The organism is Pseudomonas syringae group sp. 247E2, from assembly GCF_032587795.1.
In the GTDB taxonomy this organism is placed as follows: Bacteria; Pseudomonadota; Gammaproteobacteria; order Pseudomonadales; family Pseudomonadaceae; genus Aquipseudomonas; species Aquipseudomonas amygdali.
In genome coordinates this window covers 1029502-1053168 of record NZ_JAWHPK010000008.1, presented here as the reverse complement: position 1 = coordinate 1053168, position 23667 = coordinate 1029502, and the positions used below count along the sequence as shown (strand labels likewise).

The 23667-nt window shown below is 59.3% G+C and carries 19 protein-coding genes; 18 read left to right on the top strand and 1 reads right to left on the bottom strand.

Annotated elements, in window-relative coordinates; genetic code table 11:
• On the bottom strand, positions 1 to 211 hold a 211-nt coding region (locus RYC18_RS11815; protein ID WP_316886127.1), incomplete at its 3' end, for a hypothetical protein.
• Between the two features lie 457 nt (positions 212 to 668).
• Here RYC18_RS11815 and RYC18_RS11810 point away from each other — a divergent pair.
• The 18 genes from RYC18_RS11810 to RYC18_RS11725 all read left to right on the top strand — a co-directional run bounded on the left by RYC18_RS11810 (position 669) and on the right by RYC18_RS11725 (position 23666).
• Complete coding sequence (locus RYC18_RS11810; RefSeq protein ID WP_016980494.1) at positions 669 to 2246, top strand: ABC transporter substrate-binding protein; 1578 nt, start codon at positions 669 to 671, stop codon at positions 2244 to 2246.
• A gap of 20 nt (positions 2247 to 2266) precedes the next feature.
• Positions 2267 to 3277, top strand: a complete 1011-nt coding sequence (locus RYC18_RS11805) for an ABC transporter permease (RefSeq protein ID WP_044345200.1) — start codon at positions 2267 to 2269, stop codon at positions 3275 to 3277.
• Positions 3274 to 4128, top strand: coding sequence for an ABC transporter permease (locus tag RYC18_RS11800; protein WP_002553740.1), 855 nt, complete (start codon positions 3274 to 3276; stop codon positions 4126 to 4128). Before RYC18_RS11805 ends, RYC18_RS11800 begins: the two co-directional genes overlap by 4 nt.
• A complete protein-coding gene (locus tag RYC18_RS11795; RefSeq protein WP_005757775.1) occupies positions 4118 to 4966 on the top strand; it encodes an ABC transporter ATP-binding protein in 849 nt (282 codons plus the stop codon). Before RYC18_RS11800 ends, RYC18_RS11795 begins: the two co-directional genes overlap by 11 nt.
• Positions 4963 to 5679, top strand: coding sequence for an ABC transporter ATP-binding protein (locus tag RYC18_RS11790; protein ID WP_117139547.1), 717 nt, complete (start codon positions 4963 to 4965; stop codon positions 5677 to 5679). The genes RYC18_RS11795 and RYC18_RS11790 overlap by 4 nt, the downstream gene beginning before the upstream one ends.
• 232 nt (positions 5680 to 5911) lie before the next feature.
• Complete coding sequence (locus RYC18_RS11785) at positions 5912 to 6421, top strand: sigma-70 family RNA polymerase sigma factor (RefSeq protein WP_005757773.1); 510 nt, start codon at positions 5912 to 5914, stop codon at positions 6419 to 6421.
• Positions 6418 to 7383 (top strand): FecR domain-containing protein, encoded by a 966-nt coding sequence (locus tag RYC18_RS11780; RefSeq protein WP_016980496.1) that lies wholly within the window; start codon positions 6418 to 6420, stop codon positions 7381 to 7383. Before RYC18_RS11785 ends, RYC18_RS11780 begins: the two co-directional genes overlap by 4 nt.
• Positions 7384 to 7452: 69 nt before the next feature.
• Positions 7453 to 9861 carry a TonB-dependent receptor gene (locus RYC18_RS11775; RefSeq protein ID WP_117139548.1) on the top strand — a complete coding sequence of 803 codons (2409 nt, stop codon included), beginning with the start codon at positions 7453 to 7455 and terminating at the stop codon, positions 9859 to 9861.
• Positions 9862 to 10206: 345 nt separating this feature from the next.
• The gene (locus RYC18_RS11770; protein ID WP_002553746.1) at positions 10207 to 11583 is read left to right on the top strand and encodes a diaminobutyrate--2-oxoglutarate transaminase; all 1377 of its coding nucleotides are present in this window, start codon (positions 10207 to 10209) and stop codon (positions 11581 to 11583) included.
• Positions 11584 to 11821: 238 nt separating this feature from the next.
• Positions 11822 to 13606 carry an IucA/IucC family protein gene (locus RYC18_RS11765; RefSeq protein ID WP_054078562.1) on the top strand — a complete coding sequence of 595 codons (1785 nt, stop codon included), beginning with the start codon at positions 11822 to 11824 and terminating at the stop codon, positions 13604 to 13606.
• Positions 13599 to 14807 (top strand): type III PLP-dependent enzyme, encoded by a 1209-nt coding sequence (locus tag RYC18_RS11760; protein WP_004662637.1) that lies wholly within the window; start codon positions 13599 to 13601, stop codon positions 14805 to 14807. Before RYC18_RS11765 ends, RYC18_RS11760 begins: the two co-directional genes overlap by 8 nt.
• Positions 14804 to 16210 carry a DHA2 family efflux MFS transporter permease subunit gene (locus tag RYC18_RS11755; RefSeq protein WP_054098048.1) on the top strand — a complete coding sequence of 469 codons (1407 nt, stop codon included), beginning with the start codon at positions 14804 to 14806 and terminating at the stop codon, positions 16208 to 16210. Before RYC18_RS11760 ends, RYC18_RS11755 begins: the two co-directional genes overlap by 4 nt.
• A 21-nt stretch (positions 16211 to 16231) precedes the next feature.
• Entirely contained in the window at positions 16232 to 18085 is a 1854-nt protein-coding gene (locus RYC18_RS11750) for an IucA/IucC family protein (protein ID WP_316886119.1), read from the top strand.
• Complete coding sequence (locus RYC18_RS11745; RefSeq protein ID WP_002553751.1) at positions 18085 to 18858, top strand: HpcH/HpaI aldolase family protein; 774 nt, start codon at positions 18085 to 18087, stop codon at positions 18856 to 18858. Before RYC18_RS11750 ends, RYC18_RS11745 begins: the two co-directional genes overlap by 1 nt.
• 4 nt (positions 18859 to 18862) lie before the next feature.
• The gene (locus tag RYC18_RS11740; RefSeq protein WP_316886117.1) at positions 18863 to 20746 is read left to right on the top strand and encodes an IucA/IucC family protein; all 1884 of its coding nucleotides are present in this window, start codon (positions 18863 to 18865) and stop codon (positions 20744 to 20746) included.
• Positions 20736 to 21656 (top strand): ABC transporter substrate-binding protein, encoded by a 921-nt coding sequence (locus tag RYC18_RS11735; RefSeq protein ID WP_057404301.1) that lies wholly within the window; start codon positions 20736 to 20738, stop codon positions 21654 to 21656. The genes RYC18_RS11740 and RYC18_RS11735 overlap by 11 nt, the downstream gene beginning before the upstream one ends.
• The gene (locus tag RYC18_RS11730) at positions 21653 to 22642 is read left to right on the top strand and encodes a FecCD family ABC transporter permease (RefSeq protein ID WP_057404302.1); all 990 of its coding nucleotides are present in this window, start codon (positions 21653 to 21655) and stop codon (positions 22640 to 22642) included. Before RYC18_RS11735 ends, RYC18_RS11730 begins: the two co-directional genes overlap by 4 nt.
• Positions 22635 to 23666 (top strand): FecCD family ABC transporter permease, encoded by a 1032-nt coding sequence (locus tag RYC18_RS11725; protein ID WP_016980504.1) that lies wholly within the window; start codon positions 22635 to 22637, stop codon positions 23664 to 23666. Before RYC18_RS11730 ends, RYC18_RS11725 begins: the two co-directional genes overlap by 8 nt.
• Position 23667: the final 1 nt, after the last annotated feature.

Sequence of the window (23667 nt, the reverse complement as noted above, 5' to 3'; positions counted from 1 at the left end):
GAAGGTGCGTGCCCTCGATGTGATCCCAGACCTTCAGGGTGCTGCTGAACAGCTCGTTCACCAGCCTTTCCGATTTGGCTTGATAGATACGATTTCCATCAGAGCCGACCAGCAAAACCTGCTGCTGTTCCGAATGATCCTTACCCACGATCTGGACGATCAGTTTGTCCATTTCGCAGGATGGTCCAGCGCTAAGGCTGCCGTTGGTCATTGTGTGAATTCCCTGCTCTGGCGTTGGTGATCGATACCGTCGAGGCCCAGACAGAAACGGACAGTTGGGCTAGTTGAATGCCGTGAGAGCTAACAAGAACAGTGCCAAATATTTTTTATTCATATAAATCAAAAGGTTAACTTTAAATGTGATTCGAGAGTGATTTCTCAGTCGAAAATCCAATAAAACCTGCGCGAGATTCTGCGTGCGATTACAAGATATTGCGCAACGCCGTCAAAGCGCCGCTAAGCGAGGCTCGCAAGCGCTTAAGTGATCTAAAGCGACCGCTGATTGCGCAACCTATTGCGCACCACTCCCCAAACCGCAACGCAGCCCTATCCCCGAGCGTCTCAACCCGGAAAAACGTTCTAAGTTAATGACTAAACAGTCTTTTTTATATTACCAAATGCGCTATATCGTCATTCCCCAATAACTCAAGCTCATAAGGGAATTCACGATGCGGCGTCTGACAGCTCTGGCTATGGCAATCACAATCAGCGGTTCAGCTTGGGCTGCGACGCCCCCGGATACGCTGGTGGTGGCGCGCTCGATAGACGACATTGCTAGCCTAGACCCCGCCGAAAGTTTTGAAATTACCGCGACCAATACCCTGGCCAATATCTATCAGCGCTTGCTTGAGCCAGACCGGCAGAACCCGGCCAGCCTGGTGCCTGCCCTGGCATCCAGATGGAAGGCGGGTGACGACGACAAGAGTCTGGTTTTCGAACTGCGTGACGGTGCCAGATTTGCCTCGGGCAACAGTGTTCGCCCGGAAGACGTCATTTACTCACTGAGCCGCGTGGTCAAACTGAACAAATCTCCGGCTTTCATCCTGGGTGAGTTGGGCTGGACGGCGGAAAACGTCGACAGCTTCCTGACCCGGGTGGATGACCAGCATGTGAAGATTTCCTGGCCAGCAGCGGTAGGCAGCTCATTTGCGTTGAGCATTCTGTCTGCGACGCCAGTGGGCTTCATTGTCGACGCGGTAGAGGTCGGCAAGCATACGAAAGACGCTGATCTGGGCAACGGCTGGCTGAAAAATCATTCAGCCGGTACGGGTTCCTATGCGCTGCGCAGCTACGTGCCGCACGAGGCGCTGGTTCTTCAGGCCAATCCTAATGCCATCAAGGCCCCCAAGCTGAAAACAGTAATCCTCAAGAACGTCACTGACCCGGCGACCCGACGTCTGTTGGTGGTGCAGGGCGATGCTGACCTTGCGTTCGATCTGGGCGCAGACCAGTTCAGCGCTCTGGAAAAGCAGAAGGGCGTCAGTGTGCAGCGATTCCCGTCCTCAATGATCTATTACCTGGCCATCAACAGTGGCAGCACGCAGGCGCCTGCACTGAAGAACCCGGCGTTCTGGGAAGCTGCTCGTTGGCTGGTTGATTATCAGGGCATTTCCAAAGATCTGTTGAAAAACCAGTACAGCATCCACCAGGCATTCCTCCCTGCGGGCGTCATCGGCTCGCTGGTCGACAAACCGTTCAAACTGGACGTCGATAAAGCCAAGGCCGCCTTAAAGGCGGGTGGTATTGCCGAAGGCACGAAAATCGAACTCAATGTGTTCAATCAACCTCCCTACACGGATATTGCTCAGGCGCTGCAAGCCAGTTTTGCCAAAGCCGGCATAGAGATTTCAGTGCGTCCGCTGGTAGAAAGCGAGCTACTGGCGAAAATGCGCGCCCGGGACTTTCAGCTGATCTTCACCTACTGGGGGATGGATTATCTGGATCCTCACTCCAACGCGAGCGCCTTCACTTACAACGTCGCCAACGGTCCGAAAACCATCGCCTGGCGCACTCAGTGGGATATCCCGCAACTCAGCCAGGAAACCCGCACGGCTGCTGCCGAACGTGACCCGCAAAAACGTGTTGCGCTGTATACCGACCTGCAAAAAACTGTGCAGCAAAGCTCGCCATTTGTCGTGGCGCTGCAAGGTCAGAACCAGGTCGCGGTACATGACGGCGTGCAAGGTGTGTTACAGAACATCACCGTTTCGCTGCCGTATTTTGATCAGGTGAGCAAAAGCAAGTGAGAGCAGGGGCTTCACGCAGAGTGAAAGTGGCGGCCAGCGGACTGTTGTCGTTGTCGATAACACTGATCGGCCTGTTGTTCTTCACATTCATGCTGACCACTCTATCGCCAGTCGATCCGGCGCTAAGAATTGCTGGCGATCACGCCAGCGAATCGTCGCTGGCCCAGGTTCGAACCGATCTGGGCCTTGATCAACCTTGGCCAGCGCGGTTCGGTCGATATCTGGACAACCTGGGGCAAGGAGATCTTGGGGTTTCCATTACCTCCGGGCAGCCCGTGCTGGAAGGTTTGAGCCGTGCGCTGCCAGCCACACTTGAGCTCGCGACCCTGGCCATTCTGCTGGGCAGTACCCTCGGCCTGTCATTGGGCCTGCTGGCAGCGTGGCGGCCGGGAGGCTGGGTTGACGGGCTGGTGCGGCTGGTCTCGCTGATTGGCTATTCGGTGCCGATCTTCTGGCTCGGTCTGCTGATGCTCCTGCTGTTCTACGCCAGGCTGCAATGGACTGGCGGGCCAGGCCGTCTGGACGATTCGTACCTGTACACCCTTGAATTGAGCAGTGGATTGATGTTGTGGGACACCTGGCGCTCTGGCGAAAGCGGCGCGCTGGCCAACGCCTTCAGTCATCTGGTCTTGCCTGTTCTAGTCCTGGCGTTTTACTCGATGGCAGGCATTTGCCGCATGACACGCTCCGCGCTGCTGGGAGAAATGGGCAAGGAGTACGTCGTGACTGCGCTGGCCAAGGGGGCTGGACGTGGTCGGGTGCTGTTGCGCCATGTGTTGCCGAACGTTGCCGGGACGCTGGTGGTCGTCGTTGCCCTGTCTTACGCCAGTCTTCTCGAAGGCTCGATTCTCACCGAGACGGTCTTCGCCTGGCCGGGTATCGGCCGCTACCTCACCACGGCGTTGTTTGCCGGTGACGTACCAGCGATCCTCGGTAGCACGCTGGTTATCGGACTCTGTTTTGTGGTCGTCAACGGCATCGCCGATGTGCTGGCTGGCATGATCGATCCGCGAACACGGGGGGTGTCATGAGTGTTTCCGTAGCGTTCGACAATATAGTGGCTCGCAGCGGATGGCGTCGCTCACCCGCATTACTCATCGGCGCGTCGATTATCGGGGTGCTGGTACTTGTGGCGTTGCTGGCGCCGCTGTTGAGTGGTTTTGATCCCAATACGCAGAATATTCAGGAGCGTCTGCTGCCGCCGTCTGCCACCCACTGGCTGGGCACCGATGCGTTTGGCCGGGATCTGTTCACACGCCTGCTTTACGGCACACGCCCGACCTTGCTGCTGGTAACGCTGGTATTGCTGCTGACCTTGCCCATCGGTTTGCTGGTGGGCGTTACTGCCGGCTTTTACGGCGGCTGGGCCGAGCGAATCCTGATGCGCCTGACCGACATAATCATGGCCTTTCCGCAATTGGTGCTGGCCTTGGCGTTTGTCGCAATTCTGGGGCCGGGCCTGCTCAACGGGGCACTGGCACTGTCGCTCACCGCATGGCCCGCGTATGCCCGTCAGGCAAGGGCGGAAACCAGTGTATTGCGCAACAGCGACTATCTGGCCGCAGCTCACTTGCAGGGCATACGTGGCATGCGTCTGTTGATCGGTCACGTCCTGCCGCTGTGCCTGCCTTCGGTAATCGTGCGTGTAGCACTGAACCTGGGCGGCATCATTCTGGCCGCCGCAGGGCTGGGATTTCTTGGCCTGGGTGTCGAGCCACCGACTGCGGAATGGGGCTCGATGGTTGCCGACGGCAGCCGGGTCATCTTTGATCAGTGGTGGGTCGCCGCTGCACCGGGAATCGCGATATTGCTGACGAGCCTGTCTTTCAACCTGCTGGGCGACGGTCTGCGCGATGTACTGGATCCTCGTCATGACTCATGAACAATCGCTGTTGAACGTGCAGGGCTTGCGGATCGGTTTTCCAGGCTCGGGCCCGGAACTGATCGAGGTGGTCAAGGGGATCGATTTCACTGTGGGCACTGAAAAGGTCGCGCTGGTGGGTGAGTCCGGCTCGGGCAAGTCACTCACCGCGCGTGCGTTGCTGGGGCTTGTCGCACGCCCCGGTCAGGTGACCGCCGAACACATGAGCCTGGCAGGCGATGACCTGCGCAGCCTGACGGCAAAGCAATGGCAGGGCCTGCGCGGTACTCGTCTGTCACTGGTGTTGCAGGACCCCAGGTATTCGCTCAACCCGGTGCTCAGGGTCGGCACTCAAGTTGAAGAGGCGCTGGTGTTGCATACCCGGCTGGGACGCCGTGAGCGTCGCGAAAAAGTACTCGACATGCTGGAGGCTGTAGGCTTGCCCAACCCGCTGGCGCTGTATGACAGCTACCCCCACGAACTGTCCGGCGGCATGGGGCAGCGGGTGATGCTCGCCGCAATGCTGATCAATGATCCGCGCCTTTTGATTGCCGACGAACCCACCTCGGCACTCGACAGCGGCCTGCGCGATCAGATTCTGGAGTTGATTCTGGGCCTTGTCGAACAACGCAACATGGGGTTACTGCTGATCAGTCATGATCTGCCTCTGGTGGCGAAATATTGTGACCGGGCGCTGGTCATGTACCGCGGGCGGATTGTCGACCGATGCAACGCCGCCGAATTGGCAACTGCCAGTAACCCCTACACGCAGACGCTATGGCGCTGTCAGCCCTCTGCTCTGACCTATGGTCAGGCACTTGCGACCCTTGATCGCAAACTAATGGAGGCGCTGCCATGAGCGTGGTGGATATCAGTGAACTGACGGTAAGTTTCAAACGCGGCCTGCATGCCTTTACTGCACTGCAGATGGCAGAGTTGAGAATCGAACCGGGTGAATGCTTTGGCCTGATCGGCGCGTCGGGCTCTGGCAAATCGACTTTGTTGCGAGTGCTCGCCGGCCTCCAGCGCGACTGGCAGGGCAATGTGAACCTGTTCGGGCAGCCGCTTCACGCGCAGCAAGCCTTCACGGGAACCTTGCGTCAGCAGGTGCAGATGGTGTTTCAGGACCCTTATGCATCATTGCATCCGCTGCACCGGATCCGTCGCAGCCTGCGCGAGCCGCGGCAGATCAACGGCCTTCCTTTCGACGAGGCCAATCTGGTTGCATCGATGGAACAGGTGGGCCTGTCGGGTGACATGCTCGATCGCTACCCGCATCAACTGTCCGGCGGCCAGCGTCAGCGCGTTGCCATCGTTCGTGCGCTGCAATTGAATCCAGCACTGTTGTTGCTGGACGAACCGACCTCGGCGCTGGACATGACCGTTCAGGCGGAAATACTCAATCTTCTCCAGGCCCTGCGTCGCGACACGGGCATGACCATGATTCTGGTCAGTCACGACATGAATACCGTTGCCCATTTGTGTGACAGGGCACTGTTGATCCGCGAGGGACGTGTCGAGCGACATCTTGATCGTGCGGCACTTGGCGTATTGGCGGGGGCGAACCACTGATCGATTTCCCGGAAGAAATTTACGTCGAAAGTGGTACGAAAAAGATACACATCGCGTTTATTTGTCGCTCGAGTGAATCACTTGCATACAGCGCAGATCAACGCGTTGCGGACCAATGACCCCGATTTTACGCAGCGGCGGCGGGCTTTTTGAAAAAAAGAGCGTGGACTCGGGATATAACACTAATTAGAATCAGTCTCATTTGGCGCACCCATCGCTCAAGGCTTTTGACATGACTGAAGCAGCGACGCTATCACAGCAGACCTTGCATTCCCTTTACCGCGATCATCATGGCTGGCTGGAAAGCTGGTTGCGCAGACGCATGGGCAATGCATGGGATGCTGCGGACCTGAGTCAGGATACGTTCCTGCGTGTACTGTCCAGCTCTCAGCAGATCGCCGATATGCAGGAGCCACGCGCTTACCTGCTGACGGTGGGCAAGCGCCTGCTCAGTAACTTCTATACTCGCCGCAGCCTGGAACAGGCTTACCTCGAAGCGCTGGCGCAGTTGCCTGAAGACAGCGTGCCGTCGCCTGAGCAGCGCTGGCTTTTGCTGGAAACCCTGCAGGCGCTGGACGAGTTGCTCGACGGTCTTTCGGCAGTGGTGCGCCGGGCGTTTCTCTGGAGCCAGCTCGAGGGGCTGGGGTATCGGGAAATCGCAGAGCGCCTGGATGTTTCCGAACGCACCGTCAAACGTTATATGGCGCAAGCCTACGAACACTGCCTGCTGGTGGATTGGTGATTCGCTCGGCACCTTCTAACGAAGAACGCGAGGTAGTACGCAGGGCGGCGCAGTGGTTGGCGCTTCTGGAATCCGGCGGCGCCAGCGAAGAAGATCACGCCATGCTGCAGCACTGGCGCGACAGCTCTGCCAGTCATGAGCGCGCCTGGCAAAAAGCGCAACAGCTGCGGCAGCGTTTTTTCGGCCTGCCTGCCAATCTGGCTATGGCTACTCTGGATCGTCCCGACAAAGCAAGACGCGCGGCGCTCAAAAGGGCGTTGGGCGCTGTGGCATTGGTCCCTACCGCCTGGCTGGTGGGCCGTCAGTTGCCGCTGGATGTCTGGCGTGCCGACCTGCAAACCTCCGTCGGCGAGCACAAACGTCTGTCCCTGGCCGATGGCAGCACCTTGCAACTGAACACCGACAGCGCGGTGAATGTCGATCTGGGTGCACGTCGAGTCACCCTTGTGCGTGGCGAGATCGCACTCAAGGTGCCGGGCAGGGAAGCGCTGACCATCGAGGGCCCCTACGGGCGCGTCGTGGTCAGTCAGAGTGAAGTCTGTGTACGTCTCAACCAGAGCGACTGCCGTGTGTCGGTGGTCAGCGGCGCGGTGCAACTCTATCCGCTGCAGGGGCCGGTGCTGGTATTGCATGCACAACAGCAGGTCAGCCTCAAACAGGGCGGAGCCGGGCCTGTCAGCGCCTTCGACGCCTTGCTGCCCGGCTGGCGCGACGATGTACTGACCGCACAGAACCAGTCTCTGGGCGATTTCCTGCGCGAGCTTGGCCGCTACCGCCCTGGCTTGCTGCGCTGGGAGCCGGCACTTGAAACCCTGCGAGTGACGGGCAGTTTCAGACTCGACAATACCGACCGCGTGCTTTCGTTACTGGCTGCCAGCCTGCCGGTGGACGTGCAGATGCGGACCCGTTACTGGGTCACGCTGGTGCCTCGAAAAAACATTTCGACAAAAAATAATGCGTGAAGCTGTCCCTTTTTTTTGTCTCGCTGGTCATTTCAGGTAAGTGCACAAAAAATACGAGAGTTTCCCTCTATGTCCGCAGTGTCTTCCTACCGTTTGCGTCCGCTTTTGCATTTCAGCCTGTTGCTGACGTTGAGTTCCAGTCCGTTGTTTGTATCGACCAGTTGGGCCGAAACCTCGGGCAAACGTGCCTATGAGGTGCCGGCTGGCAGCCTGAGCGCCGCGCTCACCCGCTTTGCCGGTCAGGCCGGGGTCAACCTCTCGGTAGACCCCGCGCTGGTGAACGGTCGAAACAGTTCGGGGTTGTCCGGCGAATTCGCGGTCGAGGAAGGCTTTGCGCGCTTGCTGCAAGGTTCCGGTCTGCAACTGGTACCCGTCGGAGAGCAGGCTTACACGCTGATCCCGGCACCTGACAGCGCGAGCGCAGGCCTGCAACTCGCACCCACTTCGATTGTCGGTGATAGCGGCTTTACCGATGGCCAGGAATACGCAGGCGGCCAAGTGGCACGTAAAGGCTCGCAAGGCATGCTGGGTTCGCGGGACTTCATGGAAACGCCGTTCAGCATGACCACCTACACCAAGGACGCGGTGAAAAACCAGCAGGCCCGTACCCTTGGCGACCTGATTGCCAGCGACCCGTCGGTGCGTGCCACCAACCCGGCAGGCGGGCGTTACGAACAGTTCACCATTCGCGGCTTCAGCCTGTTCAATAGCGACGTCTCATACAACGGCTTGTACGGCATCCTGCCCACATACACCATCGACATGGAAATGGCCGAGCGGGTAGACATACTCAAGGGCCCGAGCCAGCTGATTAATGGCATTTCGCCGCGTGGCAGTGTCGGTGGTGGGATCAACGTGGTCCCCAAGCGCGCAACGGATAAACCCATCACCGAGCTGACCACCAGCTATGCGTCCAAAGGGCAGGCAGGCGCGGCGGTGGATGTGGCCCGTCGCTTTGGCGAGGACGACAAGTTCGGTATCCGTTTCAATGGCGTGAAGCAGTCTGGCGACACTGAATGGGATCATCAGAGCGTTGATCGCGAAATGGCCGTGCTGGGCCTGGATTTCCGCGGCGACCGCTTGCGCCTGTCGACGGATATCGGGCACACCGAACGCGACACCGATGCTCCGCAGGAACGCGTGCAGGTGGGTGCCAATGCAAAGGTGCCCAACGCCAACGATGTGCGTGACAACTATGCGCAGTCCTGGAGCAAGGCGCGCACCAAGGATACGTTCGGCGCAGTGAATGCCGAATATGACCTCAGCGACTCGGTGATGCTGTACGGCGGTGTCGGCGCTCGGAAAAGTAACCATGACTTCCTGCGCCATGCGGTATCGGTCACCAACGATGCAGGTGACTTCAGCGTTCAGCCGCGCGACTTCACCCGCGACGAAAATGTTCGCACAGCCACTGCCGGCGCACGCAGCTGGTTCAATACCGGACCGGTCAGCCACGAGGTCAATCTGGCTGCCAGCTATTTCTACATGGACTTTGAAAACGGTGGTGCACGCTACGCAGCCGCGCCGAGCAATCTCTACAATCCGGTCGACACGCCGACACCCTCCAACCCCACGCGGGCCGACTCCAAGGTTTACACCGAGAACCGCTTCAGCGGTGTGGCCCTGACCGACACACTGGGCTTTTTCGATGACCGCCTGCTGCTGACACTCGGTGCCCGCTGGCAGCGAGTCAAGGTTGATGACTGGACCGACAACGTCAAGGGCGACACCTCCTACGACGAGGAAAAGGTCTCACCTTCAGGCGGCATTCTGTACAAAGTGACCGACGACTTCTCGGTGTATGCCAACTACATGGAGGGCTTGAGCCAGGGCAAGATCGCGCCGTCGACGTCGGTGAACGAAGACCAGATCTTCCCGCCTTTCGTCAGCCGCCAGATCGAGGTCGGGGCCAAGTATGACCTGGGGTCATATGCCTTCACTGCCAGCGTATTCCGTATCAAGCAACCGGCCTACGAGACCAACACAACCTCGCGCGTCTTCGGCCCGAACGGCAAGCGCCGCAACGACGGTGTCGAGCTGACCATGTTCGGCGAACCGCTCAAGGGCTTCCGTCTGCTGGGCGGGGTGATGTATATCGACAGCGAGCTGACCAATACCGTCAACGGCACGTTCGATGGCAATCGCGCACCTGCCACCCCCGAGTACAACGTCAATCTGGGCGCAGAATGGGACGTGCCGAGCGTCAAGGGCCTGACCCTGACCGGGCGGGGTATCTACACCAGCTCGCAGTACCTGGACCAGGCCAACAGCAAAAGCATCGATTCTTCCGAGCGCTTCGACGTGGGCGCGCGGTATGCGTTCAAGGTCGATCAGAAGGACATCACACTGCGGGCCAATGTCGAGAACGTCATGAACAAGTATTACTGGAGTTCGGCCGGAGCGTCGGATGACAGCGAGCCGGGCCTGACCCTGTCGACACCCCGGACCTATCTGCTGTCAGCGACTATCGGGTTCTGAGTCGACCGCGACGCCCAGGGAAGGGCTCACTCGCGTAGTAAATTAACTGACAGTCCTCATCGAGGAATAACGTGTGCGGCTATTAAATAATTAACCTGAGTATGAGCGTAGAAGAGTCTGTTATATAAGACTCTCTTTAGGTGCCTTACATAAATAACAATTGTCCCACCGAGTGATGGCACTTTGAATAATTCCGACTTATAGGGCGGCGTATTCATGTGCCCGGCTATTTTTTTAAGTAAGCAATAACGTTCATTTAAATTTCATCTTGTTTTTTGAAACAACGGGTTGCACTTTCAAGGAAATGATAATAGTTTGCATCCAGCATTTAGCGAGGACTAACCGATGTTGAATAATGGCTTATTGCAGTCTACTACGTCGCAGAAAACCAATGCCAACTATCTGGACAGGCAGAGCAGATTTGAATCCAATGTAAGAAGTTACCCGCGGAAGTTGCCATTGGCCATCGCCAAGGCACATGGCGTATGGGTCACTGATGTTGAAGGCACCACGTATCTGGACTGCCTGGCCGGTGCCGGAACACTGGCTCTGGGTCACAATCACGAAGCTATCATGGCCAGTCTCGACAGCTTCCTGACGTCCGGAATGCCGATGCACACCCTCGACCTGACCACCGCGGTCAAGGATGCCTTCAGCGAGACGCTGCTGAGCCTGCTGCCGGGCCAGGGACGCGATTACTGCCTGCAGTTCTGCGGGCCGTCCGGTGCCGATGCTGTCGAAGCCGCAATCAAGCTGGCGAAGACTGCCACCGGCCGGCACAACATCATCAGCTTTTCCGGCGCTTACCACGGCATGACCCACGGGGCTCTGGCATTGACTGGCAACACCGCGCCGAAAAATGCCGTCACCAACCTGATGCCCGGCGTGCAATTCCTGCCTTACCCTCATGAGTACCGGTGCCCGCTAGGTATTGGCGGTGAAGCCGGCACCGAGGCGCTGAGTTATTACTTCACCCAGTTCATCGAAGACGTGGAAAGTGGCGTGTCGCTCCCGGCCGCCGTGATTCTGGAGGCGGTGCAGGGCGAAGGGGGTGTCAATCCAGCGCCCGCTGCATGGCTGCGGCAGATTCGCGAAGTGACCCGCAAGCACGGCATTCTGCTGATTCTGGATGAAGTACAGGCCGGCTTCGGCCGTACCGGCAAGATGTTCGCCTTCGAACACGCCGGGATCGAGCCCGACGTCATCGTCATGTCCAAAGCCGTCGGTGGCGGCCTGCCGTTGGCCGTGCTCGGCTTCAAGCGCGAGTTCGACGCCTGGGCTCCGGGCAATCACGCGGGTACTTTCCGCGGCAATCAAATGGCGATGGCCACCGGCCTTGCGACCCTTGAAGTGCTGCAACGGCAAAACCTGGCTGCCCAGGCCGCAAAACGCGGGGACTGGCTCAAGGCACAGCTTGGCCTTTTGCAGCAACGTTATCCAATGATGGGCCAGGTGCGCGGACGCGGGCTGATGCTGGGCATCGAGATTGTCGATGAGCGCAAACCGGCGGACCGCCTCGGCAGCTTGCCAATGGATCCGGAACTGGCAGTTGCCATTCAGCAGCACTGTTTCAAGCAGGGGCTGTTACTTGAGCGCGGCGGCCGAAATGGCAACGTGATCCGTTTGCTGCCGCCGTTGATCATTACCGAAGAACAATGCCAACTGGTCATCCAGCGATTCGAGGACGCCCTCAAGGCTGCACTGGCCCAACTGCGCAAGTAAGCAGCTTGTAAACAGCGCGTAAGCAGTACTAACAGTGAGGACATCACTGCGCTTGAAACAGAACACGCACACAACGTTTGACTGAGCGACCCTATCGCACGTCGTGCACAGATTATCAATTGGCTTGTTGCAGATAATAAGCCACACCGACAGTTAAGCCGTTGTGCCGCAAGCGATAAATCAACACTTGTTGCGACGTCACTTAAACAGTAAGCGTCAAGGCGACTGTGGAGCAGACATGACTAATACCGATCGCACCGTTTTATCAAACATGGTGAGCGAGTTGGCAACCACTCGTGCATTACTTAATTGCCTGATCAAGGAGTTCGCACTGCCTGAACAGTGCCTTCATTACACTTGGCCCCAGGGCATGCAAGGTATTGCGCCGGGCAGCTTCGTGGATGGCGGGCAATGGAAGGGCATTCCACTCACCATCAGCCTGCCTAATGAGCAGCAGTTTTTCGTGCTGGTGGACCGCCGCGACCATCTGGGCAGCCATCGCTACCTTTCCGATGTTTATGCGCGGCAGGGGCAGGGTACCTGGCGCTGCCTGGCTTTTGCCGAATTCGCTCGGCAATTGCTGGCCGCCTGCGAGCACATGACCCGGGCCAGCAACGACGAACTGCTCGATCAGGTCCTGCAAAGCCAGCACCTGACTGCCGCCATCGTCGCCCACAACATGACCGGTCAGCACCCGGCACCGCTGAGCGGTTATCTGGCCAGCGAACAGGGCTTGTGGTTCGGTCATCCCAATCACCCGGCACCCAAGGCGCGTCTGTGGCCTGCGCATCTGGCGCAGGAGACCTACGCTCCGGAATTTCAGGCGCAGACCGCGCTGCATCTGTTCGAAGTGCCTCTGGACGGGTTGCGAATCACCTCCAATGGCTTGAGCGAAGCCGAGGTGATGTCAGGGTTCGCGGATCAATCGCGGGCCAGGCCCGGGCATGCGCTGATCTGCATGCATCCGGTACAAGCCCAATTATTTATGCAGGACCGCCGAGTGCAGCGCCTGATCGAACTCGGGCAGATCACCGATCTGGGCACCAGCGGGCCGCTGGCCAGCCCGACGGCTTCGATGCGCACCTGGTACATCGAAGGGCATGACTACTTCATCAAGGGCTCACTGAATGTGCGCATTACCAACTGCGTCAGGAAAAACGCCTGGTACGAACTGGAAAGCACGCTGATCATCGACGAATTGTTTCAGCGCTTGCAGCAGACCCGCCCGCAAACCCTCGGCGGGCTGTCCACCGTGGCTGAACCGGGTTCGATGAGCTGGGCTCCAAAAGGCTCCAGCGAGACCGACGGCCACTGGTTTCGCGAGCAGACCGGCGCGATTCTGCGGGAAAACTTCTGTCGCCGATCCGGCGCGGACTGCAGCGTGATGGCGGGTACATTGTTCGCGCGTGATCTGCGTTCGCGGCCTTTGGTGCACGATTTCCTTGAGCGTTTCAACGGCGGTGAACTTGAGGACCCGCACCTGCTGGACTGGTTCGATGAATACCAGGCCTTGCTGCTGCGCCCGGTCATGGCGCTGTTCTTCAATCACGGCATCGTGATGGAGCCACATTTGCAGAACGCGGTATTGATTCACGATAACGGACGCCCTCAACAGCTGCTGTTACGCGACTTCGAAGGCGTCAAACTGACCGATGAACTGGGCATCAAGGCCATTCAGGTCGGGCTGCACCCGCGGATTCGACAGTCATTGCTCTACACCCGCGAACAAGGCTGGAACCGCATCACCTATTGCCTGCTGATCAACAACCTGTCCGAGGCCGTGCTGGCCTTGAGTTGGGAACGTCCGCACCTCGCGCCGCTGATGTGGCAACGGGTCGAGCGGCAGTTGCAACGCATCCGCGACGAGTTGGTGCTGCCTGCGCCAGAACTGGACGCGCTGATCGCCGGCCAGTCAATTGCCTGCAAGACCAACCTGAAGGTCCGGCTCGCCGCCAAGGCCGACCGTGAGGCCAACTATGTGCGCCTCGCTTCACCATGGGCCAAGGAGGCACGTTATGCATAAGTTGCCGGAAACCGTACTGGGCGCCATCAAAGAAGCTCAGGCACTGGAAACCGACCCGCTGGCGGCTTTCGTCTACGATCTGGATGCGTTGCAACAGCATGTCACTGACGTCATGGCCGCGCTGCCTGCGGGCGTAGAGCTGTATTACGCGATCAAAGCCAACAGCGAAGCATTGATGCTGGAAACCCTCGCGCCGCTGGTCAGTGGCTTTGAAATCTCTTCGGGGGGCGAGATCGAGCGTGTGATGGCCTGCCCGACACGCAAACCTTACGTGTTCTCCGGCCCTGGCAAGCTTGATTCCGACTTGCGCTCGGCGTTGCTGAACAAGGTTGAAGCCATCCATCTGGAAAGCCTCAACGAAATTGCGCGTCTGCAACATCTGGCAGAGGAAACCGGGCGCGTGCAGCCGGTGTTTCTGCGCATCAACCCTCAGTTGCCAGCCGCGCAGTCGAGCAAGCTGGCGATGGCTGGCACCGCCACACCGTTCGGCATTGACGAAACCGATCTGGCCGAGGCGATCAGGCGCGTAGACAGCGCCAGCCACCTGACGCTCAAGGGTTTCCATGTACACGCCATGTCCCATCAGATGTCGGTTGAGCGTCATGAGCAGTTGCTGGATTTCTACCTGCAGCGCTGGCAGGAATGGAAAGCACTGGCCAGCTACCCGGAGCAGTTGACCCATTTCAACGTTGGCGGCGGCATTGGCGTCGATTATCTGAACAGTCAGCAGTTCGACTGGCAGCGCCTGTGCCGTTATCTGGAAAAACGCCTGGGCGAGCAGCGTGATGCGCCGATCCTGCGCTTTGAGCCAGGACGTTTCATCAGCGCCTATTGCGGCTATTACGCCATCGAGGTGCTGGACAGCAAAACCAGCCACGGCGAGCATTTTCTGGTCTGCCGCGGCGGCACTCACCAGTTTCGTCTGCCGGTTGCGCAAGGCCATGACCATCCGGTTATCCATGTGCCGTGTGCGCCAGCGACGGGCGCATCTGAGGAGCAGGCCTACACCGTGGTCGGCCAGTTGTGTACGCCAAAGGACGTATTGAGTCGCCGGCAGCCGCTCAAAGGCGTGAACATCGGCGATCTGCTGGTGTTGCCGCTGGCAGGGGCTTACGGCTACAACATCTCCCATGTCGATTTTCTATGCCACCCAAGACCGGTACAGCACTTTGTGCGCAACGGCGAACGGGTTCGCACATGAGTCTGAACGTCCCACGCCGTTGGGTGGTGTTCAATGTGCTGCTCGGTACGCTGACTGTCAGCCTTAGCAATAGCTCGCTCAACCCGGCGCTGCCAACCTTCATGGAGGCGTTTCAGGTCGGTCCGTTGCTGGCCACCTGGATCGTTGCAGGGTTCATGACCAGCATGGGCATGACCATGCCGCTGACCAGCTTTCTCAGTCAGCGCATTGGCCGCAAACGCCTGTACCTGTGGGGCGTGGCGCTCTTCATCGGTGGCTCCCTGCTGGGCGCGCTGGCCAACTCCATCGCATTGGTGATCACTGCGCGAGTGGTGCAGGGCATCGCCAGCGGGTTGATGATCCCACTGTCGCTGGCGATCATTTTCTCCGTGTATGAAAAGCATGAGCGGGGCAGGGTGACCGGGCTCTGGAGCGCAGCGGTAATGCTCGCTCCGGCATTGGGGCCACTGTGCGGCAGCCTGATGCTGGAGTGGTTCAGCTGGCGCTCGCTGTTCCTGATGAATGTGCCCATCGGCCTGCTGGCCTTGCTGTTGGGCGTCGGCGTGCTGCCAGACTCCGAGCCTGTCGAGCGCAAACCGTTCGACCTGATCGGCTATTTGCTGGTTGCCTCGGGCATCGGCTTGCTGATGATCGCCATCAGCCGCATGCATCACGCCCAAGCGCTGCTCGACCCGTTCAATCAGGGCATGGTGCTGGTCGCAGTGGCCTGTCTGATTGCTTTCGTCAGGGTCGAGTTGAGTCGCAAGGCACCGCTGCTGAATCTGCGTCTGTTCAACCTGCGCGGTTACCGTCTGAGCGTGATCGTTGCCGTCGTGCAGTCGGTCGGCATGTTCGAATGCCTGGTCCTGTTGCCGCTGCTGGTGCAGACGGTACTGGGCTACAACCCGATCTGGACCGGCCTGGCCCTGCTGTGTACCGCCGCGTTCGCCAGCCTGTTCGGGCAGTGGGGTGGCAAGGCGCTGGACCGGCATGGTCCGCGCACCGTAGTCGCCATCGGCCTGCTGCTGACCGGTGCTTCAACCCTGGCGCTGGGCATGCTCAAGGCGGATACGGCGATCGGCGTGGTGTTCGTGCTGATGATGATTCGTGGCGCAGGCCTCGGGCTGTCCTACATGCCGGTGACGACGGCTGGGCTCAATGCCTTGCCCGAGCCGATGGTCACGCAGGGCGCTGCGATGAACAACATTTCCCGCCGTCTTGTGGCGTCGCTGGCAATTGTCATCGCCTCGCTGTGGCTGGAATTTCGCCTGAACACTGCGGGACCGGCCGCCACGCCTTCGGCCATCAATGAAGTCTTCATTGCCACCGGCCTGCTGATCCTGCTGGCACTGCCGTGTGCCTGGCGTTTCCCCCTTAACGACGAACGCACCGAGGCACAGCCCGGCGCGGTCGAACCCCGATAATTTTTCGTTCGAGGTATGAACATGGCGACCCCTTTACCGCTGAAACGCAACACCGTTTCACCCTCAACGGCCACCGGTGCCTGGCTGGCTGATATCAACCCCGAGCGCTACCAACAAGTACAGCGCCGGGTAATCGGTCAATTGCTGCAAACCTTGCTGTACGAGGCTGCACTGCCTTATCGATGCGAGCCGCTGGACGATCATCGGCATCGTTTCACTGTCGCTGTCAGTGATGGTGTGGAGTACCACTGCGAAGGCCTGCTGAGTACCAGCTTCGAGCTGATACGCCTGGATCACGCCACCCTTGAACGCTTGGACAGCGCCGGGGAGCGTAGCGTGCCGGATTTGCATCTGGCGTTGAGCGAGCTACTCAGCCCGTTCAAAGACAGCCCGCACCTGGCACGCTTCATCCAGGAAATCGAGCAAACCCAACTCAAGGACCTTCAAGCGCGCAGTCAGGGTTATCAGCCCGCAAAACCCGCATATGAGCTGGACGTTGACGCTTTGGAACAGCACTTCATGGACGCCCACAGCTACCACCCGTGCTACAAGTCACGGATCGGTTTTTCGTTGGCTGACAACCGTCACTACGGGCCCGAATTTGCCACGCTGTTCGGGGTGGTCTGGCTGGCAGTGGCGAAATCGAGCGCGTCGGTCGGTCATGCGCGCAACATGGATTTCCAGGCGTTTATCCGCCAGGAGCTGGGCACACAGCGCTGGCAGGAAATGTCCCGGGACCTGGCCGCGCAGGGCAAATCCATTGAGGACTATCAACTGATGCCAGTGCATCCGTGGCAATGGGACAACGTCACGGTGTCGACTTTCTACCCGGAACTGGCCAGCGGCGAGCTGATTTACCTGGGCACCTCGACCGACGTCTACAAGGCTCAGCAGTCGATTCGTACACTGGCCAATGCCAGCCAGCCCAAGCGACCTTACGTAAAACTGGCGATGAGCATGACCAACACCTCCAGCACGCGCATTCTGGCGCGGCATACGGTGCTTAATGGTCCGATCATCACCGACTGGCTGCACCAGTTAATCGCCACCGACAGCACTGCGCGTGCGCTGGATTTTGTGATTCTCGGCGAAGTTGCCGGTGTCAGTTACGACTATCGCCACCTGCCGGAAGCGCGCTCGGCGCAGACCTATGGCACGCTGGGTGCAATCTGGCGCGAAAGCCTGCATCAGTACCTCAAGGACGATGAGCAGGCGGTGCCGTTCAATGGCCTGAGCCATTTGGAAAACCGCTATGGCGATGGTGAGCAGGTACCGTTCATCGACGCGTGGATCCGCCAGTACGGCCTCAAGGAATGGACCCGGCAATTGCTGCAGGTCACGGTGCCTCCGATCATCCATATGCTCTACGCCGAAGGCATCGGCATGGAGTCTCACGGTCAAAATATCGTGCTTATCGTCAAGCAGGGCTGGCCGCAGCGTATCGCCCTCAAGGACTTCCACGACGGCGTGCGTTACTCACCCGCGCATCTGCGCCGCCCTGAACTGTGTCCGGAGCTGGTCCCGCTGCCCGACAGCCACGCGAAACTCAACCGTAACTCGTTCATCATTACCGATGACGTGAATGCGGTACGCGACTTCTCCTGCGACTGTTTCTTCTTCATCTGCCTGGCCGAAATGGCGATCTTCCTGCGCCAGCAATACCAGCTGGATGAGGCGCTGTTCTGGCAGATGACCGCCGACGTCATTCTCGACTACCAGCGTGCGCACCCGCAGCATCGCGAGCGCTTCGAGCTGTTTGATGTCTTCGCACCGTCCTATGAAGTGGAAGAACTGACCAAGCGCCGCCTGTTAGGTGACGGTGAGCGTCGCTTCCGCTCGGTGCCTAACCCGCTGCATACTTACAGGCCGCAATGATGCTGAGGACCAATACACTCAAGAGCAGACTTGGCAGCGGACAGCCTGTGTACGGGCTAATCAGTTCGATCCCGGCCCCGGCCGCCATCGAGTTGATCGCCGAGGCCGGTTTCGACTTCGTGATCATCGACATGGAACACGTGCTGATCAACCCGGAAACCGTGGAGAACATGATCCGTGTTGCAGAGAGCTACGCCCTCACGCCATTGGTGCGGGTCGCCGATCTCAATCCGAAAACCCTGCTGCGCCTGCTTGATGGCGGTGCGCAGGGCATCGTTTTGCCGATGATCGAGAGCCCCGAGCAACTGGCGGATGCCATTGCCGCCTGCAAGTACCACCCGCTGGGCCGCCGCAGCCTCAACGCCGGTCGTCCCGGCTCGTTCGGCAAGCACAGCCTGGCGCAGTACGTGGAAGCTGCCAATCAACAGATCATGGTGGTAGCGATGATCGAAAGCGCCGAAGGCGTGCGCCGCGCCGCCGAGATTGCCCGTGTGCCGGGGCTGGACATGATTCTGGAAGGGGCCGCAGACCTGTCGCAGTCACTCGGGATGCCCTGGCAGATCGATCAACCCGATGTACAACAAGCGTTGCTGGCCACCTGGCAAGCCACCAAGGCAGCAGGCGTCGCCTATTGCACCATTCCCCGTAAAGACGGCGACGCTGCCCGCTGGCAGGCTCGCGGCGTCAATGCCTTCGTCCTCGGCGATGAGCGTGGCATTGCCTTTCGCGCACTTCAGGCGCGTCTGGCCCAACATTCAGCAGAAGGAAAATAATCCGATGAACTTCACTTCACTCGCCGCTGACCTGGTCATGCAGGATCTGGTCGATTGCCTGCTGGCTGAAGATTTCTTTGGCCGCGAGCCAGTGAGCCTGCAGGACACCGCTCACTGGCAAGCGCGCCACCCGCAAGCCCCAAAACTTGAAGGGCAGAGCAGCACACAGCAAATCTGGGAATGGTGCTGCGATGACTCGGAGCAGCGCTTCATCAGCGTCGCGCTGCGCCCAGGCATTACTCAACAATGGGAGAAAGTGCCCGGCACGCCGGTGCTGGGCCGTCAGGCTGAGCGCTGGACACAGTTGTCCCCGGAAGAGTTCATGAAATGGGTATTCGCCGGTAAAACAACCCTGCTTCAGGACAGCGAGCGCCAGGACAATGAAAAGGGCATAGCGCTGTTTCTGGAGGTGTTGCGCATCAGTGTCTGGCAGACCGCGTTGTCGCTGGACCATAAAGTCGACGAGCACAACCTGATGGCACAGGACGGCGCTACGTTCTTCAGGACGATGGAACAGTGGGCTTCGCTACGTGATCGCCCATATCATCCACTGGCCAAAGCCAAGCAAGGCTTGAACGAGCAGGAATACCAACAGTATCAGGCCGAGTTTGCCCGGCCGGTGGCGCTGAACTGGGTCGCCGTCGACAAAACCTTGCTGCAATGCGGTGACGGAGTAGGGGATTTGAACGAGTCTTTCCCTGCTCGCCACCTGCTGCCAGAGAATCTGCAAGCTGTCCTTGAGCAGGAACTGCAACAGCGCGGCATTGCCGACAGTCACGTTGCGCTGCCGGTTCATCCTTGGCAATTCGAGCATGTTCTGCAGGTCCAGCTGGGCGATGCCTTCACCAGGGGCGATTGTCAACGTCTGGCCTTCAACGAGGCCGCGGTATACGCCACCTCATCGCTACGTTCGATGACACCATGCCTCGACAGCCCCGATTACCTCAAATTGCCCATGGCGATCTATTCGCTCGGCGCGTCCCGCTACCTGCCAGCGGTGAAAATGATCAACGGCGGGCTTAGTGAAAAACTGTTGCGCCAGGTTGTCGACAAGGATGAAACCCTGAGTCGCTCGCTGCACCTGTGCGACGAACGCAAATGGTGGGCGTTCATGCCACCCCAAGCCACTCTGTTCGACGAAGGCCCCCGGCATCTTTCGGCCATGGTGCGAGGCTATCCGGCAGCCTTGCTCGACGATCCGGAATGCCGCCTGCTGCCGATGGCGGCGCTGGGTACACCGTTGCCAGGCAGCAATCGGCATTTCTTCGATGAGTGGATGGACTATCGCGACCTGCCGCGCAATCAGGCTTCGGTACTGACACTGTTCCGCGAGCTGAGCCACAGTTTCTTCGACATCAACCTGCGCATGTTCCGCCTGGGCATGCTCGGCGAGGTGCATGGCCAGAACGCAGTCATGGTCTGGAAAGCCGGTCAGGCACAAGGGCTGTTGTTGCGCGACCACGACTCGTTGCGTATTTTCGTGCCCTGGCTTGAGCGTAACGGCATGCGCGACCCGGAATATCGAATCAAGAAAGGCCATGCCAATACGCTTTATCATGACCGTCCTGAAGACCTGTTGTTCTGGCTGCAGACACTGGGCATTCAGGTAAACGTGCGGGCAATCATGGATACTCTGGCCCAGGTGTATGAGGTACCGGTAACAGCGCTGTGGACGGTATTGCGCGATGTTTTGGATAATCTCATTACAACCATCGAATTTGACGACGAGGCGCGTGCCATGATCAGGCATCAACTGTTCGAAGCCCCCAACTGGCCGCAAAAACTCCTGCTTACACCCATGATCGAGCGCGCAGGCGGACCGGGCAGCATGCCGTTCGGCAAGGGCGAGGTGGTCAACCCGTTCCACAGGTTGCGCCGTGCAACCTGACCAACATTTGCATCCTTCGCGGCGCACGGTATTGCGCCTGTCATTGGGGTTACTGGCGCTGCCCGGCATTGCCTGGGCAGAGCCATTGCGCGCAACGCCACCAAGAGTCGTCACCTTGTTTCAGGGGGCATCCGACAGCGCCGTGGCCCTGGGCGTGACGCCGTGCGGCGTGGTGGATTCCTGGAGCGAAAAACCGATGTACCGCTACCTGCGCCCGGCGCTGGCGGCGGTACCGCATGTGGGCCTGGAAACCCAGCCTAGCCTTGAAGATATCGTGCTGCTCAAGCCCGATCTTATCGTCGCATCACGCTTTCGCCATCAACGCATCGCGCCGTTGCTCGAGCAGATCAGCCCCGTGCTGATGCTGGAAGAGGTGTTCGAGTTCAAGCGCACGCTGGCGATGATGGGCGCTGCCATGCTGCGTCAACAGCAAGCCATGGACCTGCTTGACCAATGGCAACAGCGTGTGACGGCGTTACGCAGTCAGTTGCAGGAAAAATTCGCCGGGCGCTGGCCGATCACCGTGTCGGTGCTCGACATTCGTGAAGATCATATCCGCAGCTATCTGCCCGCCAGCTTTGCAGGTTCGGTGCTGACCGAACTGGGCTTCGCCTGGACGCCCACTGCCCGCGAAGCAACGGGCGTTTCCCTTAAACTCAGCAGCAAAGAGAGTTTGCCTGTGGTCGATGCCGACCTGTTTTTCATTTTTCAGCGCGCGGACAGCAAAGCCGCGCAGCAAAACTACGACAAGCTGGTCCGACACCCGTTCTGGCAACAGTTGCGCGCAGCGCAGGATGGTCAGGTATGGCGCGTGGATGCCGTTGCCTGGAGCCTGTCCGGTGGCATTCTGGGTGCCAACCGCATGCTCGAAGAAATCGCTCGCGTGGCCATGGCGGATAGTCCCTCATGACCGCTGCGGTAAAACTGGGTCTGGGACTGTTGGTGTTGATAGCGTGCATGGGTTTGAGCCTGGCAACCGGAGCCACCTGGATATCGCCCTCTGCGATTGTCCGAAGTGTGTGGCAGCCCGATGCGCTTAGCGCTATCGAGCATGTGCTGCTCGATACGCGCCTGACGCGAACCCTGATGGCCGTCGCCGTGGGTTCCAGTCTGGCGGTTGCTGGCGCGCTGATGCAGGCACTGACGCGCAACCCGCTGGCCTCGCCCGGTCTGTTCGGCATCAATGCCGGGGCGACGTTTTCGATCATTGCCTGTTCGTCGTTGTTTGCGCTTTCGTCCATGAGCCAGTGGCTGTGGTGCGCGTTCATTGGCGCGGCGGTAGCAGGGACTATTGTCTGGATAATCGGCAACCGCGGGCAGGGCAGTCTCAACCCATTGCGAATTGTGTTGGCCGGTGCGGCGATCACCGCGCTGTTTACCGCGTTCAGTCAAGCATTGCTGGTGGTCAATCAGGACGGCCTGGACACCGTATTGTTCTGGCTGGCCGGTTCCTTGTCGGAACGCGATCTGACCACCGCCGCGCCATTACTGGTATGCGTGGTTGTGGCACTGGCCGGGTCACTGGTGCTGGCCGGGCAGGTCAACGTGCTCAATACCGGAGAAACCATCGCAACCGCATTGGGCCAGCGTACAGGCTTGATTCGCCTGCTGATGAGCATCGTGATCATTGCCCTGGCGGGCAGTGCTGTAGCGTTGGCCGGGAGCATTGGTTTCATCGGGCTGCTGGTGCCACACATGGTGCGCAAGACACTGTCCATCGATCATCGCTGGCTGCTGCCCGGCTGCGCGTTGCTGGGCGCAACGCTGTTGCTGCTGGCCGATACGCTGGCGCGGGTGGTGATCGTGCCTCAAGAAGTGCCGGTGGGCGTGATGACCGCACTGTTCGGCGCGCCGTTCTTTATTGCGCTGGTTCGCCGGGGGGCACGTTATGGATAGGCATCCGACCCTGCGCTACCGCGGTTTTTCCAGGCAGTTCAACCTGACTGCATTGATACGTCTGTTGATCGGCGCAACGCTGACATTGCTGATCGCTCTGGGCTCGCTGGCCGTGGGCAAAATCAACCTGTCGCCCGCGACCCTTTTGAATGTTTTTACCGGTCAGGCGGATGCAAGTCTGGTTTTCATCGTCGAACAACTGCGCATGCCCCGACTGGTGCTGGCAGCACTCGTCGGCGCGGCGCTGGCGGTGTCCGGGCTGATCCTGCAAAGCATCATCCGCAATCCGCTGGCTTCGCCGGACCTGTTGGGTATCACCAGCGGTGCCAGTGCGGCGGCAGTGTTGTATCTGTCATTTTTCTCGGCTGCATTAGGGGCACAATTTCTACCTTTGGCGGCGATTTGCGGTGCAGGCCTTGCCGCACTGGTCATCTATCTGCTGGCGTGGAATCAGGGCGCTTCACCATTGCGCATGGTGTTGATCGGGGTAGGGGTGTCAGCCCTGCTGGCAGCGGTGACGACGTTCGTTCTGGTGTTCAGCCCGCTGACCACTACCTTGTCGGCTTATGTCTGGCTGACCGGGAGCGTGTATGGTGCCAGTTGGCCGGAGCCCCGCGCCCTGGCGGGCTGGCTGGCGCTGACTTTACCGCTGCTGGTGCTGCTCGCCCGCCAGGTGCGCATGCAACAGCTCGATGATGATCTGGCTCAGGGCATCGGTGTGCGTGTGCAATGGCTGCGCGCCGGGCTGCTGCTGGTGAGTGTTGCGCTTGCAGGTCTGGCGGTTGCGTGGGGCGGGGCAATTGCCTTTGTCGGCCTTATTGCACCACACATTGCCAAACGCCTGATGCCACCGGGGTTTACCGGACAGGCGCTGATGGCGGCGCTGATCGGTGCCAACCTGGTAATGCTCGCCGATCTGGCTGGCCGCACGCTGTTCCTGCCACTGGACCTGCCTGCAGGAATTTTTGTCGCGGTGCTGGGCACACCGTTTTTTCTCTATTTATTGATCAACCAGCGGCATTAAG

What these genes read in the sequence shown, in the direction of transcription:
- RYC18_RS11810 (WP_016980494.1), top strand. Translation starts at nt 669, where the DNA reads ATGCGGCGTCTGACAGCTCTGGCTATGGCAATCACAATCAGCGGTTCA.
- RYC18_RS11800 (WP_002553740.1), top strand. Translation starts at nt 3,274, where the DNA reads ATGAGTGTTTCCGTAGCGTTCGACAATATAGTGGCTCGCAGCGGATGG.
- RYC18_RS11795 (WP_005757775.1), top strand. Translation starts at nt 4,118, where the DNA reads ATGACTCATGAACAATCGCTGTTGAACGTGCAGGGCTTGCGGATCGGT.
- RYC18_RS11790 (WP_117139547.1), top strand. Translation starts at nt 4,963, where the DNA reads ATGAGCGTGGTGGATATCAGTGAACTGACGGTAAGTTTCAAACGCGGC.
- RYC18_RS11785 (WP_005757773.1), top strand. Translation starts at nt 5,912, where the DNA reads ATGACTGAAGCAGCGACGCTATCACAGCAGACCTTGCATTCCCTTTAC.
- RYC18_RS11775 (WP_117139548.1), top strand. Translation starts at nt 7,453, where the DNA reads ATGTCCGCAGTGTCTTCCTACCGTTTGCGTCCGCTTTTGCATTTCAGC.
- RYC18_RS11770 (WP_002553746.1), top strand. Translation starts at nt 10,207, where the DNA reads ATGTTGAATAATGGCTTATTGCAGTCTACTACGTCGCAGAAAACCAAT.
- RYC18_RS11765 (WP_054078562.1), top strand. Translation starts at nt 11,822, where the DNA reads ATGACTAATACCGATCGCACCGTTTTATCAAACATGGTGAGCGAGTTG.
- RYC18_RS11760 (WP_004662637.1), top strand. Translation starts at nt 13,599, where the DNA reads ATGCATAAGTTGCCGGAAACCGTACTGGGCGCCATCAAAGAAGCTCAG.
- RYC18_RS11755 (WP_054098048.1), top strand. Translation starts at nt 14,804, where the DNA reads ATGAGTCTGAACGTCCCACGCCGTTGGGTGGTGTTCAATGTGCTGCTC.
- RYC18_RS11750 (WP_316886119.1), top strand. Translation starts at nt 16,232, where the DNA reads ATGGCGACCCCTTTACCGCTGAAACGCAACACCGTTTCACCCTCAACG.
- RYC18_RS11745 (WP_002553751.1), top strand. Translation starts at nt 18,085, where the DNA reads ATGCTGAGGACCAATACACTCAAGAGCAGACTTGGCAGCGGACAGCCT.
- RYC18_RS11740 (WP_316886117.1), top strand. Translation starts at nt 18,863, where the DNA reads ATGAACTTCACTTCACTCGCCGCTGACCTGGTCATGCAGGATCTGGTC.
- RYC18_RS11730 (WP_057404302.1), top strand. Translation starts at nt 21,653, where the DNA reads ATGACCGCTGCGGTAAAACTGGGTCTGGGACTGTTGGTGTTGATAGCG.
- RYC18_RS11725 (WP_016980504.1), top strand. Translation starts at nt 22,635, where the DNA reads ATGGATAGGCATCCGACCCTGCGCTACCGCGGTTTTTCCAGGCAGTTC.